Source organism: Erwinia sorbitola, from assembly GCF_009738185.1.
In the GTDB taxonomy this organism is placed as follows: Bacteria; Pseudomonadota; Gammaproteobacteria; order Enterobacterales; family Enterobacteriaceae; genus Erwinia; species Erwinia sorbitola.
The window spans coordinates 20845-37882 of the sequence record NZ_CP046509.1; the positions used below are offsets into that span (position 1 = coordinate 20845).

Annotated in this window: 16 protein-coding genes; 2 read left to right on the forward strand and 14 right to left on the reverse strand. The window is 57.2% G+C overall.

Features of this window, described 5'->3' with window-relative positions; genetic code table 11:
- Nucleotides 1–16: 16 nt before the first annotated feature.
- Both GN242_RS00090 and GN242_RS00095 read right to left on the reverse strand, forming a co-directional pair.
- The gene (locus GN242_RS00090) at nt 17–970 is read right to left on the reverse strand and encodes a sugar kinase (RefSeq protein ID WP_154753275.1); all 954 of its coding nucleotides are present in this window, start codon (nt 968–970) and stop codon (nt 17–19) included.
- On the reverse strand, nt 967–1722 hold the full coding sequence (locus GN242_RS00095; protein WP_154753276.1) for a sugar phosphate isomerase/epimerase family protein: 756 nt from the start codon (nt 1720–1722) through the stop codon (nt 967–969). Before GN242_RS00095 ends, GN242_RS00090 begins: the two co-directional genes overlap by 4 nt.
- A 247-nt stretch (nt 1723–1969) precedes the next feature.
- Here GN242_RS00095 and GN242_RS00100 point away from each other — a divergent pair, with 247 nt between their 5' ends.
- Entirely contained in the window at nt 1970–2206 is a 237-nt protein-coding gene (locus GN242_RS00100; protein WP_154753277.1) for a hypothetical protein, read from the forward strand.
- Nucleotides 2207–2267: 61 nt separating this feature from the next.
- On the opposite strand, the gene GN242_RS00105 is transcribed toward GN242_RS00100, so the two are convergent.
- From GN242_RS00105 to fdnG, 11 genes are all read right to left on the reverse strand, one after another.
- Nucleotides 2268–3299: a LacI family DNA-binding transcriptional regulator gene (locus GN242_RS00105; protein ID WP_156286695.1), complete on the reverse strand. Its 1032-nt coding sequence runs from the start codon at nt 3297–3299 to the stop codon at nt 2268–2270.
- Nucleotides 3300–3358: 59 nt separating this feature from the next.
- Nucleotides 3359–4345: a LacI family DNA-binding transcriptional regulator gene (locus GN242_RS00110; RefSeq protein ID WP_154753279.1), complete on the reverse strand. Its 987-nt coding sequence runs from the start codon at nt 4343–4345 to the stop codon at nt 3359–3361.
- Nucleotides 4346–4473: 128 nt separating this feature from the next.
- On the reverse strand, nt 4474–5133 hold the full coding sequence (locus tag GN242_RS00115; RefSeq protein ID WP_154753280.1) for an OmpA family lipoprotein: 660 nt from the start codon (nt 5131–5133) through the stop codon (nt 4474–4476).
- A 114-nt stretch (nt 5134–5247) separates the two neighbouring features.
- Nucleotides 5248–5811, reverse strand: a complete 564-nt coding sequence (locus tag GN242_RS00120) for a DNA-3-methyladenine glycosylase I (protein WP_154753281.1) — start codon at nt 5809–5811, stop codon at nt 5248–5250.
- Nucleotides 5812–5847: 36 nt separating this feature from the next.
- A complete protein-coding gene (gene selB / locus GN242_RS00125; RefSeq protein WP_154753282.1) occupies nt 5848–7686 on the reverse strand; it encodes a selenocysteine-specific translation elongation factor in 1839 nt (612 codons plus the stop codon).
- Nucleotides 7683–9062 (reverse strand): L-seryl-tRNA(Sec) selenium transferase, encoded by a 1380-nt coding sequence (gene selA / locus GN242_RS00130; RefSeq protein ID WP_156286696.1) that lies wholly within the window; start codon nt 9060–9062, stop codon nt 7683–7685. Before selA ends, selB begins: the two co-directional genes overlap by 4 nt.
- Before the next feature lie 8 nt (nt 9063–9070).
- Nucleotides 9071–9682 (reverse strand): glutathione S-transferase, encoded by a 612-nt coding sequence (locus tag GN242_RS00135; RefSeq protein WP_156286697.1) that lies wholly within the window; start codon nt 9680–9682, stop codon nt 9071–9073.
- A gap of 3 nt (nt 9683–9685) precedes the next feature.
- On the reverse strand, nt 9686–10612 hold the full coding sequence (fdhE, locus tag GN242_RS00140) for a formate dehydrogenase accessory protein FdhE (protein ID WP_154753285.1): 927 nt from the start codon (nt 10610–10612) through the stop codon (nt 9686–9688).
- Nucleotides 10612–11262 carry a formate dehydrogenase cytochrome b556 subunit gene (gene fdoI / locus GN242_RS00145; protein WP_154753286.1) on the reverse strand — a complete coding sequence of 217 codons (651 nt, stop codon included), beginning with the start codon at nt 11260–11262 and terminating at the stop codon, nt 10612–10614. The genes fdhE and fdoI overlap by 1 nt, the downstream gene beginning before the upstream one ends.
- Entirely contained in the window at nt 11259–12146 is an 888-nt protein-coding gene (gene fdxH / locus GN242_RS00150; protein WP_156286698.1) for a formate dehydrogenase subunit beta, read from the reverse strand. Before fdxH ends, fdoI begins: the two co-directional genes overlap by 4 nt.
- A 3-nt stretch (nt 12147–12149) precedes the next feature.
- Nucleotides 12150–15197, reverse strand: coding sequence for a formate dehydrogenase-N subunit alpha (fdnG, locus tag GN242_RS00155; protein ID WP_156286699.1), 3048 nt, complete (start codon nt 15195–15197; stop codon nt 12150–12152).
- Between the two features lie 174 nt (nt 15198–15371).
- On the opposite strand from fdnG, the gene fdhD reads away from it, so the two are divergent.
- Nucleotides 15372–16166: a formate dehydrogenase accessory sulfurtransferase FdhD gene (gene fdhD, locus GN242_RS00160; RefSeq protein ID WP_374189550.1), complete on the forward strand. Its 795-nt coding sequence runs from the start codon at nt 15372–15374 to the stop codon at nt 16164–16166.
- Here fdhD and GN242_RS00165 read toward each other — a convergent pair.
- On the reverse strand, nt 16163–16939 hold the full coding sequence (locus tag GN242_RS00165) for a DeoR/GlpR family DNA-binding transcription regulator (RefSeq protein WP_154753485.1): 777 nt from the start codon (nt 16937–16939) through the stop codon (nt 16163–16165). The genes fdhD and GN242_RS00165 overlap by 4 nt on opposite strands.
- Nucleotides 16940–17038: the final 99 nt, after the last annotated feature.

A 17038-nucleotide genomic window follows, 5' to 3' on the forward strand; every position in this document is an offset into this window, starting at 1 on the left:
CCGGGTCGTGATGGCGTTAGAAATCACCCAGCGCGGCGCGCGTCGGTAATCCTTCGCTGTCACCGATGGCCTGAATGGCCAGCGAACCAATTTTGTTCCCGCGCAGTATCGCCGCAGGTAACGATTTTCCTTCCAGTAAGGCGCTGATCAGGCCAACGGCAAAGCCATCTCCGGCACCCACGGTATCCACAACATTGTCGGTTTTGACTGCGGCAACCTGGCCGCTGTCACCGTCGGCGGTTTTATACCAGGCACCGTCGCTGCCGGTTTTAATCACCACCGCTTTGACGCCCATCGCCAGGTAAAAATCAGCAATGGCCTCTGGCTGAGTGAAGCCAGTCAGAATCTGTCCCTCTTTAATGCCCGGCAGCACCCAGTCAGCAAACTGCGCCAGGCCGTTGAGCTGTTTCACCATCTGCTCTTTACTTGACCACAGCACCGGGCGCAGATTGGGATCGAAGGAGATGGTTTTACCCTGCGCTTTCATCTCTTGCGCTGCCTGCTGTAACAGCGCCAGCGAGCTGTCGGAGAGGGCTGCTGCCACGCCGCTGAGATGCAGGTGACGCGCGGAGGTAAAGTAATCAACATCAAAATCGGCGGCGGAGAGATGGCTGGCGGCAGAGCCTTTGCGGAAGTACTCCACCAGCGGATCTGATCCATCGTCGACTTTAGATTTCAGTTGGAAACCGGTGGGATAACGCGAATCGGTGGTCACCAGACGACGATCGACGCCCTCCAGATCCAGCTGCTGACAGGTAAAGCGCCCAAAGGCATCATCACCAATACGGCTGACCCAACCCACTTTCATTCCCAGACGTGTCAGACCGATCGCCACATTGAGTTCAGCTCCGGCAATACGCTTGCTGAAATGGCTGGCACTGGCGAGATCGCCACACTCGTTGGCAACAAACATCGCCATTGCTTCGCCAATGGTGACGACATCCAGCGGGCTTTTAGCATCAATACTCATAATTTTTCCTCACGCAGCAGGTCAACATAGTGGCGGGTGACGGCCACCAGATCCGGCCCTTCCAGCGGAAATTCAATGGCGCGTGGTACGTCTGACGGCAGCAGGGCAAGCGTTTCGCGCCACAGGTTATCGGCCTCATCCAGCGCTACGGCGCGCCAGCCATCACCATGAGGGACGGCGGCTTTGACATGGATATAGCTGACGTAATTGCTCAAGTGCCGGGCGGCTTCCAGCGGTCGATCGCCGACCCAAAGCCAGTTCCCCATATCAAACGTCATGCCGTTACAGGTGCGGCTCTCTCCACACGCGTGAAAGAAGCGGTCAAGAGCTGAGAGTTTCCCGCAGTCTGTCTGATCGTTTTCCACCACCAGATGCACTTTCTTCCCGGCGAGTTTTTTACGCAGTTCGTCGCATTCGAAAGCAGGCTGGTAGTGGCCCAGTGAATATTTTAGTAGCTGGGCGTTAAGCTGCTCTGCTTCGGCAAAGTGCTGATCGAGCCGTGGATTTAATGAGCCATCTTCCATAAACAGTGCTTCGGGAACCGAATAGAAGGCCACCAGCCTGGCGTCGCGAATGGCCTGTGCCAGCGCGGGTAATGCTGTCAGCTGCTGTTCGCTAAACAGTTCACGGCGCAGTTCCACACCGTCGGCACCGGCGGCGGCAATAATCGGCAGCAATGCCTGCTGACCGCCCATGGCTGCAACCTGCTTTTGGCCATAGGCGGCGGTGACGACGATGACTTCTCTTTTCATGGAATCTCCTGGCATGTTCTGGCTGTCTGATCAAAACCTAGATGGAACCGGTTCCAAAAGAAAGCAGCAGGACAGGAATTTATGATCGTGCTCACGATGTGCACTTTTTTAGGCGGAGAAAAGTCTTAAAAGAGGAGGGTGCGCGGCGTAAATTGCACGGGCAGAAACGCAATTAAACACCAAAAAAGAATCAGGTCAGCGCTATGATATTAGCTCTTTTTTACCAATTAACATGGAAGGTAACATTATGAAGGAAAAGGATAAAAAGCTGAGATCTCTGCATCAGAAGATGGAGCTGCTTCATCAGCAGATTGAAGAGACATTATTTTACAGCCCGTTGATTACCGAGGAGAAGATGGCAGTCATCATGCGATTTAACTACTCTCTCCTGCGCGCCTGCCAATGTAGCACGGTACAAATGACGATTGCTGACGGGAGTAAATTAGTCCTGAAACTGGAACTGCCACCGCCGCTGGCGCACTGAAGGCTGAATTGATGCGAGGTCAAGCCTCGCATTCCTGGAGGCTTTAAGCAGAGTGGAGATATCAGGTCTGACTCAGTACCTGAGTTGATCCACGTACAATCAGTTCTCCGCTGAACACCCGTTCGTAGCGCGGATGATCCTCGCCGTCGATACGTTTAAGTACCTGTTCAAGGGCGCTGTAGCCTATTTGCCAGGTGGGTTGTTTCAGGGTAGTGATGCCCACCCCGGCCAGTTCGGCCCACTCCAGTTCATCAAATCCCAGCAGTCCAAGCTGCTCACCCCAGTTGAGATCGAGGCGACGCAGCGCACGTGCCACCTGAAGTGTTAACGCACCGTTGACCACCATAACTGCACAGGGTGCAGCGTGATGGCGCTGGTAAAAGTCATGCAGTACCGCTTCCAGCTGTTCGCTATTGCCTAAGGCAACTTCAGCCTGCTCCGCCACCAGCTCAGGCTGCTGCGCCATACGCTGCCGGAAGCTGTGGATGCGCTCGAGCCGCGTATTCACCAGCCCAAGCGGTTCGCTGATAAATAACAGAGCGCGATAGCCCTGCTCCAGCAGATGTTCAGTGGCCATCAGCGCCGCAGCGCGGTTATCCAGCCCCACCACATCGCAGTCAAAGTCCGGAATTTTACGGTCAATCAGCACCATGGGCAGCAGCGATTGCTGGAGCTGATTCAGCGCCTCTTCGCGCATACCCACCGCATTGACCACGATCCCTTCCACCTGATAGCTGTTAAGCAGGTTGAGATAGTGCCTTTCAAGGTCGATTTCGTTATTGGTGTTACACATCAACAGGGTGAAACCGCTGGCGCGGCAGGCTGCTTCGATGCCGCTTAATACATTCACCGAATAGGGGTTAGTGATATCGGCGATGATCAGGCCGATAAGCCTGGTTCGCCCGCGCTTCAGACCCCGGGCCATCTGGCTGGGGCGATAATTGAGCGCGGCGATAGCCTGTTCAATACGTGTTTTGAGGTCGACGGAGAGTGCGTTCAGTTCACCGTTAAGATAGCGCGAAACGCTGGTTTTTCCGGTGTTCGCAGCTTTGGCGACATCGCTGATGGTGGCTTTGGCGGCCTTACGGTTCATGAGGTTCCCTGATGGTGATGATTGCGCGAGACTACCACAACTGCCGCGCCAGGGCAGCATTACGGCAGTTTCAGCTCCGGTTGCCATAACACCTGCAAGCTGTTGACGTCCTCCCCCTGAATCAGCCTCAGTACCATTTCTGCCACCTGCTGGCCGACATCAGGGCGCGTGGCCTGGACAATGCTGGTCACCGGGTCGCTGATCACTGAATCCGCAGGCAGTCCGTCGTACACTACCAGCTCAATGCGCTGTGATCCGGTGATAAAACCTGCTTCCCGCAGGGCAATTGCCGCGCCGTCACCCAGCATATTACAGTCGGCCATCACCACCTGCGGTCGCCGGGCCTGCGCCAGCAGCTGCCGGGTCAGACGGTATCCTTCCCGGCGTGTAGGATCGACCTGCCAGCATGCATCCTGTGCCAGGCCGCGCTGTGCCAGCGTATCAAGAAATCCCTGACGGCGTTGATCAACAAACGTCTGATCGTGATGGCTGCCGAGCCAGGCAAAGCGTTGCAGCCCGCGATCGGCATAATGCGTTACCGCGAGTGCAGGCCCGTTATAGTTATCGAAATCGAACCAGGCATAAGGGCTGTCCAGCTCGCTGCGGCCTAAAGCCAGAAATGGAAATGCCAGCTGTTGCAGCTTGATCAGGCGGCTATCGTGACGGGCAGTATGGGCAACGATCAGCGCATCCACGCACTTGGTGCGCAGCATACGCTGCATACCGCGATGGTCGTCATGGGTATCGTCAGCGATGATCAGTAAATCCACATCCGCGCGCGCAAGCGATTGCGCGATAGCGCCCATCATTTCGACGAAGCTGATATCGTTAAACGGAAGGGGAGTGACGGGAAACAGCAGACCGACAGCGTTGGTGCGCCCGGTTTTCAGACGTCGCGCAACAGCATTGGGACGATATCCCCGCCGCCTGGCTTCCTGTTGGATCCGCTGACGAGTCTCTTCTGCCACATCATCATAGCCATTCAGGGCCCGACTGACGGTGGTCACAGAGAGACCGAGTGCGCTGGCAATAGCTTTGAGTGACATGTGTGCGTGTAGTGATCAATTTCTGCGCAGGGTAGCACATATTGCGCAGTCTCACTATGATACGGGAGTTTTATTCCAAAATACTGGAATAACCATCCCGGCGCTGAACTACCGGGATGGCGGAACAGTTACAGCGGGCTGAGAGTGATCTCAACGCGACGGTTTTGCGCTTTGCCTTCTGCGGTGCTGTTTGAGGCGATAGGATTATCCGGGCCCATACCCTGAGTACGCACGCGGCTTGCCGCAACGCCCTGGGTGATCAGTGCGCTGCCCACACCATCAGCACGCTGCTGGGAGAGGGACATATTCAGCTGGCGGCTGCCGCTGCTGTCGGTATAACCAATAACGTTAACCGCAGTTTTTGGATACTCTTTCAGCACCATTGCCACGCCGGTCAGGGTATTGGCACCCGCTGGTTTCAGCGTGCTGCTATTGGTGTCAAAGGTGACGTTATTAGGCATATTCAGCACAATATTATCGCCGTTACGAGTGACGCTAACGCCCGTGCCTCTCATTTTATCGCGCAGTTTAGCTTCCTGCACATCCATGTAATAACCCGCACCGCCGCCCAGTGCAGCACCGGCCGCAGCGCCGATCAATGCCCCTTTACCCCGATCTTTCTTGGAGGAGGAGAGCATGCCAACACCGGCACCCAATGCAGCACCGATGCCTGCACCAATGCCAGATTTACCCGCTTCGCGTTCGCCGGTGTAAGGGTTAGTAGTACAGCCAGCCACGGTCAGGGTGCCGCACAGCACCAGGGCGAGTGTGATGACGCTTTTCTTCATGGGGGGATCCCTCTCTTTCGCTGCAATTGGACAAAGTTGCCCGTAAACGCGGCCATTATGCCGCTGAAATGTGGAGGAAATACCCAGGCTTATTCCCAAATTTGTAAGCGAAAGCTACTTCTGGTTATCAGGGTGGCAAAAACAGGTGGTGGTATGTTCGCTGATCAGCCCGCAGGCCTGCATAAATGAGTAACAGGTGGTTGAACCAACAAATTTGAAACCGCGTTTTTTCAGCGCTTTTGACATGGCGTCGGAGACAGGGCTGGTCGCAGGAGCAGTACGATAGTCAGTAAAACGGCTGACCTGTGTCTGATTCTCCACAAAGTTCCAGATAAAGCTATTAAATGCTTCTCCGGCTGCTTCCATCGCCAGCAGCGCACGAGCATTGGCGATTATGGCGCTAATTTTGCCTCGGTGGCGGATAATGCCACTCTCCTGCATCAGACGCTCAATATCGGCCTCATCCATCGCTGCTACCGCCCGGACATCAAAATGATGAAACAGACGGCGGTAATTTTCGCGCTTTTTCAGCACGGTCAGCCAGGATAATCCCGCTACCTGACCTTCAAGGCAGATCATTTCAAAGAGTGCCTGGGTGTCAGTGTGGGGAACGCCCCATTCACTGTCGTGATAGGCGATATATAACGGATCTGCGGAAACCCAGCCACAACGTTGCATTGCACTCTTCCCTTTACTGGTTATTTATCCAGCATATTAACGGAACATCTGACCGTCGCGCAACAGATGTTCGTTACCTTTACGGCGGGTAAAACCGCAGTTGTCGAAAAATTCGAGGATCTGCACAGCCAGCTTACGGCCAACGCCCAACCGGTCGCGGAAATCTCCGGCACTGGTTCCCTCTCCGTCGCCCGCCCGATCGCAGATGATTGCGGCAAAGCGGGCAAGCTGCTCATGGCTGTAGTAGCGGTCGTTTACAATCGCGGTGATGGCACCGCTCTGCGACGCTTTACGCAGCGTCTGGCGCATCAGCTCTTCGCTGCAACCTACTTTATTTGCCAGGTCGCGCACCCACCAGGCTTCAGCGGCAAAGAGCGGCGCTGCCTGCTGCCAGATGGCAGCCTCCCGATCATCAAAACTGATCTTAAAATCGGGCAGATGCAGCCAGCCGTGGTTGTTAATCAGCTTCTGCTGCTCGATTAACCGATCGATAATGGCCAGCACCAGTTCTGCCGGCTGAGTGGGGAATGCCATGCGGCGCAGACGATCGCGGCCAATCCCTGGACGATCGCTATGCTGCTGGTGATAATTTTCCAGCGTGCTGAGTAATGCTGACTGCCAGTCGAGGGCTGTTTGCGGCAGCAGCAGGTAGCCTGCGGCCTGAATAAACTTTGCATCATTCAGCGTGGCGATCAGGGCGCTGCCGCTGCGCTGGAAAAACCAGTTAAGCTCCTCCATGTGCCAGGGATGCCGCTGCAACAGTAGCTCCAGCCTGTCAGCCGAATTTGTGGCCGCTTCCAGCTGGTGCAGCCAGTTAAGGAAGGCGGGCTGGCGTTTGCCCCTTTTAGGTGATGTCAGCAGCAGCACTTTGGCCCCGGCCAGCGTCTGACGGGCGCTGATATCCCGCAGAATCAGCCGGTCATTACCCGCCAGCCACAGCGGGCTGTCGAGCAGCAGCTCGGCCAGACGGTCGTCCAGCAGAGAAATACGCCCGGTGATATGTCTGGCACCGTGATGAATATGCAGCGGCTGGCCCTGATGCAGCGGCTGGTGTGATTGCAGACTGACAATAACCCGCTCATAGGGCTGTTCCGGGGCGGCAGTCAGCAGCCAGTCGCCGCGGCTGACCCCTTCTTTTTCAACACCACCGCTAAGATTCAGTGCAATGCGCTGCCCGGCGCGGGCAAATTCCGTCGGCTGGTTCTGCGCATGAAGGTTGCGCACCCGCACCGGTTTGTTCATGCCGGTCAGCCACAGCGAGTCTCCGATGCGCACCTCACCGGACAGTGCGGTGCCGGTGACGACGACCCCGGCGCCTTTAACGCTAAACACCCGATCAATCGCCAGGCGGAACAGCTGCTCCTGCTGATGCTGGCGTGCGGAGAGCTGACGCAGATGATCGCTCAGTTCAGCAATGCCGGTTCCGGTGAGGGTGCTGGTGGTAAACAGCGCGATGTTTTCCCAGCCGAGCTGCCGGGCAAGCTGGCGAATCTGTTGCGCTACCGCGTCCTGTCGGGCGGGTTCCACGCCGTCACATTTAGTAACTGCGACGGTCAGCGCGGGCTGCCCGCTCAGTTGCAGGATCGCCAGATGTTCCTGGGTTTGCGGCATCACGCCGTCATCGGCGGCGACAACCAGCAGGGCGTGATCGATACCGCCGATGCCGCACAGCATATTATTCAGGAATTTTTCATGGCCGGGGACATCGATAAAGCCGGTTATCTGACCATCGGCCTGCGGCCACCAGGCATAACCGAGATCGATACTCATCCCGCGTGATTTTTCTTCCGGCAGGCGGTCGGCATTCATGCCGGTTATCGCCTGAATCAGAGAGGTTTTGCCATGATCAACATGGCCGGCTGTGGCAATAATCATCCCGTAATCATCCTGATAAGTAGTGCTTCATCTTCCAGTGTTCGCAGATCGAGCCACAGGCTGCCATGGTGAATACGCCCGATAACCGGAACCTCACCCGTACGCAGCCGTGCTGCCAGCGCCAGCAGCGTACTGCCGCTGCCGTCGCATGGAGTCAGCGTGAGCGCCACGGAGGGCAGCTGTTCTACCGGTAGTGAGCCGCTGCCAATTTGCGACAGGCAGTCGGCGCACTCCACGGAAAACTGCCCCTCAAGAGCGGTTTGCAGCAGCGGTGCCAGCCGCTCTGCCTGGCGGGCGATATCGGGCAGAGTACGCGTCAGCAGCCGCAGAGTGGGGAGCTGCTGCGCCAGTTTTTCTGGATGCAGATAGAGCTGTAATGTGGCTTCCAGCGCCGCCAGCGTCATTTTATCGACGCGTAATGCTCGCTTCAGCGGATGCTGTTGCAGGCGCTCAATCAGCGCTTTTTTACCGATGATTATCCCCGCCTGTGGCCCACCGAGCAGCTTGTCACCGGAGAAGCTGACAAGGCTGACGCCTGCGGCAATCAGCGCCTGCGGCATGGGTTCAGGAGGCAGGCCGTACAGGGAAAGGTCAATCAGCGATCCGCTACCGAGATCGCTTATCACCGGCAGATTCAGCTCGTTCCCCAACGCCACCAGCTCTTCCTCGCTGACCGCTTTGGTAAAGCCCTGTACCTGGTAGTTGCTGGTATGTACCTTCATCAGCAGCGCGGTCTCTGCCGTGACTGCCTGGCGATAATCTTTCAGGTGGGTGCGGTTAGTGGTGCCAACCTCGTGCAGCGTACAGCCTGCCTGGGTCATCACATCGGGAATGCGGAACGATCCGCCGATCTCTACCAGCTCACCCCGTGATACCACTACCGATTTATCCGGTGCCAGCGCCGCCAGCATTAGCAGCACGGCCGCTGCGTTATTATTAACAATGCAGGCATCTTCCGCGCCAGTCAGCTGGCACAGCAGGTCAGCCAGCGCCCGGTCACGGTGACCACGTCCGGCATCATCCAGCGCATACTCCAGCGTGACGGGTGAGCGCATCACGCGGCTCACCGCACTGACGGCAGGCTCGGCCAGGAGCGCCCGGCCCAGATTGGTATGCAGCACGGTACCGCTGAGGTTCAGCACGGATTGCAGGCCGCTGACGCGGGTTTGTTCCAGCAGGCTGCTGGCGTGTTCCGCCCAGTTATGACTCCATTCGGGGAGCTGTTGATGTTGCTGGATATACTGGCGCGCCTGCTGTTGCAGCAGGCGCAGCAGGGTGACCAGCTGGCGATGGCCCCAGCGGTCACTCAGTGACTGAAAATCTGCCTGGCGCAACAGACTGTCAATGGCGGGAAGTTGGCTAAACAGTGTTTTCATTGGTTAACTCAGGCTGCGGGCGGCTCTGTGCGGGCAAAGCTGTCGCGCTGGAACAGGGTTGTTGCCAACTGCACCAGAGCAGGCCGCTGAACGTTCCAGCCCGGCGCCACGCGGCGGAAATTCAGGTAGCCCAGGGTACAGGCGGTGGCGATGTCTGCCAGCGTCATCTGTTTGCCGTTCAGCCATTTCCCTTGCGCTGCCGCCGCTTCCAGCGCATCCAGTCCGCGCTGAATTTTATCGCGCTGACGCAGCATTTCACTGGCAGACTGCTGATCCGGATCTTTCTGTTGTTCACGAACGATCAGCAGGGCGGCATCACAGACCCCGTCGGCCAGGGTTTCCAGCTGACGTACCTCAAGCTGCGCGCGTGGATCGACAGGCAGAAACGCCGGGTCGAGGTGCAGCAGTTCCAGGTATGCGGCGATGATCGACGAGTTGTACCAAACCGTCTCATCGTCACCAATCAGCGCCGGGACTTTCCCCAGCGGGGTATAGTCTTTGACATGGCTGCCTTCGTGCCAGGGGGATTCATTGACGAATTCGAAGGTCACTCCCTTTTCCAGCAGCATCACTGAAATTTTACGCACATACGGACTGGTGTAATTGCCGATCAGCTTCATGGACTACTCCCCGGGAAATAAAAATGGATTGAGACTGCTGCGGGCAAAGCCTTCTTGCTCCATACGTGCATCGAGGATCAGCGATGCCAGATCGTCTGCCACCGGCTCGACCGCCGGGTCTTTATCCTGGTAAAGCATCTTCAGATAGGTGCCACAGTCGCCGCAGCTTTCGGCTTTGATCGCCGGGTTCTCGCTGTCGAGCGACCAGTAATGGAGGTCGTGCGTCTGTTCACAATTGCTGCATTTGGCGCGCACCACATGCCACTCACTTTCACACAGATTGCAGTGAAGGTAACGTAACCCTTCCCGACCGCCGCCCATGTGGATGATGCTGGTGACCGGAACGCTGGCGCAGACCGGGCAAAACTGACGCTGCTCACCCGCTTCGGCACGGGCTTTTCCTGGGATCAGCGCGGCCATCTGCGCCCAGTAAAGGGAGAGTGCCGCCCAGATAAACGGCGCTCTGTCGCTGCTGACGCGGGAAAACTCATTAGCAAACAGCGCGCTGGCCATGCCTTCAAGTTCCGCTGAGGAGGCTTTCTCCAGATTTTCCAGCACCGACAGCGCCTGGCCGGTCATCTCGGGCTTCAGTTCGGCGATCAGTGAATGCAGCAGGCGCTGCCAGTGTGCGTCACGCGGCAGCGTGTTGATATCCAGCGGCGGCTTACCCTGCTGCGCGCTCTCTTCCAGGCGCTTGCGCAAATCCATCTCTAGCGGGTGGTCGTAAAGAACGATCTCCTGAGCGGTGGCGATCACCGCGGCAAAGCGCAGATAGTCACCTAACGGATTTTTCTCCGCCAGCTGCCGCAAACGAGCGGCGCGGCGCGTGTAGAGCTGTTTCAATCTGGGGAAAAGTAACGGCGGAATGGTCTCCGCCGCCATAAGATCGCTTTTCTCCAGCCGCTCCTGCGGGATAATGCGAATGGTCATCAGGGGCCTTTTTCCTGTTGTTTTTGCCGGTGTTGCTGCTCTTGCTCGCTACGATACCAGCGCGGATGGTGCTTTCTGGCCCAGGCTGCGGTAACCCAGCCTTCAACCATGGCCGTTATCGTGCCTTTTACCCACAGCGCGGCATACACATGCATCATAATTATCGCAATCAGTAGCACCGCAGCGACAGAGTGCACCACCAGCGCTGCACGGATCAGCGGGATGCTGAAGGCGGGAGCAAAATAAGGCCGCCAGATAACAATGCCGCTGGCAAGCAGCAGAATTAAGCTGGCGATAGCAGCCCAAAATACACACTTCTGTCCGAAATTATAGCGCCCGGTATCGCCGACTTCTTCGTTTTGCACAACTTTATGAATGTTTTTTGCCCAAATCAGGTCTTCTCTGTCGAACAGATTGTGCCGCCAGTAGCGTAAAAACATCCGCAGGAAGGCAATAAACATCACTACCCCGATAAAGGGGTGCAGAATACGTGCCAGCTGCGGCGTGCCGAAGATATTCATCAGCCAGTTAAACGACGGGAAGAAAAAACCCAGCCCGCTGACGGAGGCAAAGATAAAACAGAATGCCACCAGCCAGTGGTTGATGCGCTCAGGTGCGCTGTAACGCTGAATACGCTGACGTGGTTTCATCGGTTTTCCTCCTCATCCTGCTCATCTTCATCGGCCCGGTTCGGCCCCACCCCGATATAGTGAAATGCCATTGAAGCAAAGCTGGCAGCAAAGCCCAGCGCTGCCAGGGGTTTCCAGATCCCTTTCCAGAACGTTACCGCCGGGCTGATGGCCGGATCCTGCGGTAGCCCGTGATAGAGCGCTGGCCGGTCAGCATGATGCAGCACATACATAACGTGGGTACCGCCAACACCTGCCGGATCGTACAGACCGGCATTGGCGAAGCCCCGCGTATTCAGCTCGCTGACGCGTTCTGCCGCCAGCGTTTTCATCTCTTCTTTGCTGCCGAAATGAATTGCGCCGGTGGGGCAGGTTTTCACGCAGGCCGGCTCCTGGCCAACGTTCACGCGGTCAACGCACAGCGTGCACTTATACGCCCGGTTATCCTGGGCGTTAATGCGCGGCACGTTGAACGGGCAGCCCGCGATACAGTAGCCGCAGCCAATGCACTGCTCGGACTGGAAGTCGACGATGCCGTTGGCATACTGAATAATCGCACCCTCTGACGGGCAGGATTTCAGGCAGCCAGGGTCGGCACAGTGCATACAGCCGTCCTTGCGGATCAGCCACTCCAGCCTGCCGTTCTCCTCCACTTCAGAAAAGCGCATTACCGTCCAGGATTTGGCGCTCAGATCGGCGGGGTTGTCATACACCCCGACATTACTTCCCACTTCGTCACGCAGGTCGTTCCACTCCGAGCAGGCTACCTGACAGGCTTTGCAGCCAATGCAGGTGGTGACATCAATCAGCTTTGCCACCTCCAGCTGATGGTCACGGGCCTGTGGTGGAGGCGTCAGGCCGCTGGTGGCCGAGCGGCGAATGATGTCCTGTGATTGATAAGCCATCGGTTATACCTTCTCCACGTTAACCAGGAACGCCTTAAACTCCGGCGTTTGCGTGTTGGCATCGCCAACAAACGGCGTCAGGGTGTTGGCGAGGAAGCCTTTCTTCGCCGCGCCCAAAAAGCCCCAGTGAATCGGAATGCCGATGGTATCGACCTCTTTGCCATCCACTGCCAGAGTCCGCAGTCGTTTAGTCACCACCGCTTTGGCTTTGATGTAGCCGCGCTGTGAACTGACTTTGACCGTGTCTCCGTGGCTGATGCCGAGTTTGCCCGCCAGCGTTTCGCCTATTTCGACAAACTGCTCCGGCTGCGCGATAGCATTAAGCCGTGCGTGCTTGGTCCAGTAGTGGAAATGCTCGGTGAGGCGGTAGGTGGTTCCGACATACGGGAACTGCTCTGCCTTGCCCATGGAGGCGAGATCGCCGGGGAACACGCGCGCCGCCGGATTGGATACCACCGCAGGATGCAGCGGGTTAGTGCCAAGCGGGGTTTCAAACGGCTCATAGTGTTCCGGGAACGGCCCTTCCGCCAGCTTGTCGAGCGCAAACAGCCGCCCCATGCCTTCCGGCTGCATGATAAACGGCCCGGCATCGCTGCCCGGCGGTGCAGTACTGTAGTCGGCAATATCCTGTCCGGCCCATTTCGCACCGTCCCAGTGCAGCAGCTGGCGTTTTGGATCCCACGGTTTACCCTGCGGATCGGCAGAAGCGCGGTTATAGAGGATGCGGCGGTTAAGCGGCCATGCCCAGCTCCAGCCTGGGGTATTGCCTAACCCGGCGGGATCGCTGTTATCGCGCTTCGCCATCTGGTTGCCTTCCTGCGTCCAGCTTCCGGCGAAGATCCAGCAGCCGCTGGCAGTGCTGCCGTCGCTGCGCAGCTGGGCGAAGCTGCTGAACTGCTCCCCTTTTTTCACCACCACATGGCCGCTGTCATCCAGCAGATCCTTCAGCGCCCGGCCGTTACTCTCTCTGGCCACCTCTTCGGAGGTTGGAGAGTCAGGAGTCTGGTAGTCCCAGCTCATATTCAGAACGGCTTCCGGCAGCGCTCCGCCTTCCTGCGCATACAGCTGGCGCAGGCGGCGATAAATCCCGGCGAGGATTTCGCCATCATTGCGCGATTCACCCGGGCCATCTGCCCCTTTCCAGTGCCACTGTAGCCAGCGGGCGGAGTTGACGATTGACCCGTTTTCCTCGGCAAAGCAGGTGGACGGCAGGCGGAACACTTCCGTTGCGATCTGAGATGGTTCGGTGCGATTAAATTCGCCATGATTTTCCCAGAAGCTGGCGGTTTCGGTGGTGAGCGGATCGATAACCACCAGGAATTTCAGCTTCGCCAGCGACTCTGCCACCTTCTGCTTGTGCGGGAATGAAGCCAGCGGATTAAAGCCCTGGCAGAGATAGCCGTTGACCTCGCCGCGATGCATCATGTCGAAATACTGCAACACGTCGTAGCCTTTATCCCACTTCGGCAGCCAGTCGAATCCCCAGCTGTTTTCCGCCTGTGCATGCTCGCCGTAGAAGGCTTTCATCAGGCTGATAAAGAACTTTGGATAGTTACTCCAGTAGTTCACCTGACCTGGCAGCAGTGCTTTCGGCGTGTTTGCGCTCAGGTAGCTGTTGAGATCGGTCTGATGCTCTGAGGGCAGCGTCATATAGCCCGGCAGGCTTTGCGAAAGCAGACCGAGATCGGTCAGCCCCTGGATATTGGAGTGGCCGCGCAGCGCATTGATACCGCCACCCGCCATACCCATATTGCCCAGCAGCAGCTGGATCATCGCCATGGTGCGGATGTTCTGTGCGCCGATCGAGTGCTGCGTCCAGCCAAGTGCATAGAGGAACGAAGCCGTGCGATCCGGAGCGCTGGTGGCCGCCAGCAGTTCACAAACGTGCAGGAAGTCCGCCCGCGGCGTGCCGCAGATACGTTCAACTATTTCAGGCGTGTAGCGACTGACATGGGTTTTCAGCAGGTTCCACACACAGCGTGGATGCGTCAGCGTGGTGTCACGCTGTGCAAAACCCTGCTCATCCAGCGCATAGTGCCAGCTGGTTTTGTCATAGCTTCGGGTTGCCGCATCGTAGCCGCTAAACAGGCCGTCATCGAAGCTAAAGTCATCGCGCACAATGAGGCTGGCGTTAGTATAAGCCGCCACATACTCATGCTGGATGGTGTCATTTTCGATCAGATAGCGCAGCACGCCCGACAGGAATGTAATGTCGGTGCCGGATCGAATAGGCGTGTAGAAATCAGCCACCGATGCCGTACGCGTAAAGCGCGGATCGATAACGATCAGTTTCGCATTGTTATGGATTTTGGCTTCCATCGCCCAGCGGAATCCTACCGGATGCGCTTCAGCGGCGTTGCCACCCATCACAATAATCAGATTGGCATTGCGGATGTCGACCCAGTGGTTGGTCATCGCACCGCGACCGAACGTTGGAGCAAGACTTGCTACCGTAGGTCCGTGTCAAACGCGCGCCTGGTTGTCGACGGCAAGCATGCCGAGGGAACGGGTCATCTTCTGGGTGAGATAGCCGGTTTCATTGCTGGCAGCGGAGGCACACAGCATTCCGGTACTGAGCCAGCGGTTGACGGTGACACCATCTTTATTCTGCGCGATAAAATTGGCGTCACGATCGTCTTTCATCAGCCTGGCAATGCGGGTAAAAGCATCATCCCAGCTGATACGCTGCCATTTATCAGAACCGGCAGCGCGGTATTCTGGATATTTCAGGCGGTTTTCACTTTGAATAAAGTCGAGCAGTCCAGCCCCTTTCGGGCACAGGGCACCGCGGCTCACCGGGTGATCGGGGTCGCCTTCAATGTGGAATATCTGCTCTTTAACATTTTTTGCACCGTCGCCGAGGCTGTACATCAGCAGGCCGCAGCCCACCGAGCAGTAGGTGCAGGTGTTGCGTGTTTCACGGGCGCGCAACAGTTTGTACTGGCGGCTTTCTGCCAGCGCAGCGGTAGGCACAAAGCCCAGAGCGGCAGCGGTGGTTCCCGCCATTCCTGCCGCACAGATTTTAAAAAATCGTCTTCTGCTGACTTTCATAACGTCATTCCTGATTCGACACGGGTCAATTTTTTTGCGCAGCAAAGGTGAGAGGTTCACAATGAGCACAGGCGCCTTTTTAAACGCGCACGAGTTTAAATAATACCACAAAAAAAATAGGGTTGATGGGGCAGGCTAAATTCAGTGAGTGAAAAACAGCACAAAAAAGAGGGAATTCTGTCACCGGTATCTGGCGCACGTCAGATTGCGGTATGGCAGCGCGATGCCTTGCAACAGCCGCAGCCGGACTGGCTGGCAGAGGAAGTTCCGGTGGCGCTGGTGTACAACGGTATTTCTCATGTGGTGATGATGGCGACGCCGAAAGATCTGGAGGCATTTGCCATCGGCTTTTCGTTATCGGAGGGTATTATTGCCTCGCCGGCGGATATTTTCGGTATCGACGTAGTCACGGTTTGCCAGGGAATTGAGGTGCAGGTGGAGCTTTCCAGCCGCCGTTTTATGGCGTTAAAGGAGCAGCGCCGTGCTATGGCCGGCCGCACCGGCTGCGGGGTGTGTGGCGTGGAGCAGCTGGCGGAAATTGGTAAGCCAGTCGAGCCGCTGCCATTTACCCACTCATTTGCCTTAGAGCATCTTGACCATGCGCTGAATCAGCTGAAGTCATTCCAGCCCGTAGGCCAGCTAACCGGCTGTACTCATGCCGCCGCATGGGTTACCCCTGCCGGAGAGTTAAGCCTCGGCTGTGAAGATGTGGGCCGGCATGTGGCGCTGGATAAGCTGCTGGGAATGCGCAGCAAAGAGCCAGCGGCGGCGGGCGCGGTGCTGGTCTCCAGCCGCGCCAGCTATGAGATGGTGCAGAAGTCTGCCATGTGCGGTGTTGAGATTCTGTTTGCCGTCTCCGCCGCTACACAGCTGGCGGTAGAGGTGGCGCAGCGCTGCAATCTGACGCTGGTAGGTTTCAGCAAGCCGGGACGCGCCACGGTGTATACGCATCCGCAGAGGTTGCTTTAAGCCAGCACCACCTGGGTGAGCACCTGCTGTAGAGCGATGCAGGCGGGCAGAGTGGCGGCGCTGCTGTCGGTAACCAGCGTGCTGACCTGCTCAATGCTGGCATAATTCATCCGGCTGTTAACACCGAGCTTGCTGTGATCGGCCAGCAATATCAGCCGCCCGGCCTGGCGCGTCATGGCGCGCGCGATGGCCGCTTCGTGCGGCTGGAAACTGCTGGCACCGTGTTTGGCGTCCAGTCCGACCGGAGAAAGCAGCGCAACGTCAGCGCGGAAGCGGTAGATCTCATCGATGGTCAGCTCTCCGCGTGTCTCCTGTGCGCCAGCCTGCATATTACCGCCCAGCAGAATCACCTGATTATTCAGTGTCTCATGCTCTTCAGCCGCACAGAGTTTTAATGCCGCGTTGAGGCTGTTGGTGACGATGGTCAGACCCGACATAGAACGCAGCTCTTCCGCCAGCATGGTGGTAGTGCTGCCCGCATCCATAAATACCGTCTGCCCCGGCTGTAACAGCTGTACCGCCGCGCGTGCAATCGCCCGCTTCTCTTTGGCCATTACCGAACTGCGCACCGTCAGCGGTGGTTCCGGTGTGGCATTCAGCGCCACCAGGCCACCGTGAACGCGTTTTGCCAGCCCTTCAGCTTCCAGCTCAATCATGTCGCGGCGGGCCGTTTCACGTGAAATACCCAGCTCTTTGATGATTCGTTCGGTGCTCACCTGGTTGAGGGTACTGAGCAGCGCCCGGATGCGATGTAAACGTGTTTCCTGCAACATCATTCTGCTTTCCTGTAGATGATTCACCGACATAGCCTAACCGACATTAACGCGCCGTGCATGTGTATTTTATTGCGTTTGTGTATTTGGTTGCATTTC

Excerpts from the sequence above, each read along its gene's own strand:
- GN242_RS00090 (WP_154753275.1), bottom strand. The coding sequence starts at position 970 with ATGAGTATTGATGCTAAAAGCCCGCTGGATGTCGTCACCATTGGCGAA.
- GN242_RS00095 (WP_154753276.1), bottom strand. The coding sequence starts at position 1,722 with ATGAAAAGAGAAGTCATCGTCGTCACCGCCGCCTATGGCCAAAAGCAG.
- GN242_RS00100 (WP_154753277.1), top strand. The coding sequence starts at position 1,970 with ATGAAGGAAAAGGATAAAAAGCTGAGATCTCTGCATCAGAAGATGGAG.
- GN242_RS00105 (WP_156286695.1), bottom strand. The coding sequence starts at position 3,299 with ATGAACCGTAAGGCCGCCAAAGCCACCATCAGCGATGTCGCCAAAGCT.
- GN242_RS00110 (WP_154753279.1), bottom strand. The coding sequence starts at position 4,345 with ATGTCACTCAAAGCTATTGCCAGCGCACTCGGTCTCTCTGTGACCACC.
- GN242_RS00115 (WP_154753280.1), bottom strand. The coding sequence starts at position 5,133 with ATGAAGAAAAGCGTCATCACACTCGCCCTGGTGCTGTGCGGCACCCTG.
- GN242_RS00120 (WP_154753281.1), bottom strand. The coding sequence starts at position 5,811 with ATGCAACGTTGTGGCTGGGTTTCCGCAGATCCGTTATATATCGCCTAT.
- selB (WP_154753282.1), bottom strand. The coding sequence starts at position 7,686 with ATGATTATTGCCACAGCCGGCCATGTTGATCATGGCAAAACCTCTCTG.
- selA (WP_156286696.1), bottom strand. The coding sequence starts at position 9,062 with ATGAAAACACTGTTTAGCCAACTTCCCGCCATTGACAGTCTGTTGCGC.
- GN242_RS00135 (WP_156286697.1), bottom strand. The coding sequence starts at position 9,682 with ATGAAGCTGATCGGCAATTACACCAGTCCGTATGTGCGTAAAATTTCA.
- fdhE (WP_154753285.1), bottom strand. The coding sequence starts at position 10,612 with ATGACCATTCGCATTATCCCGCAGGAGCGGCTGGAGAAAAGCGATCTT.
- fdoI (WP_154753286.1), bottom strand. The coding sequence starts at position 11,262 with ATGAAACCACGTCAGCGTATTCAGCGTTACAGCGCACCTGAGCGCATC.
- fdxH (WP_156286698.1), bottom strand. The coding sequence starts at position 12,146 with ATGGCTTATCAATCACAGGACATCATTCGCCGCTCGGCCACCAGCGGC.
- GN242_RS00165 (WP_154753485.1), bottom strand. The coding sequence starts at position 16,939 with ATGTTGCAGGAAACACGTTTACATCGCATCCGGGCGCTGCTCAGTACC.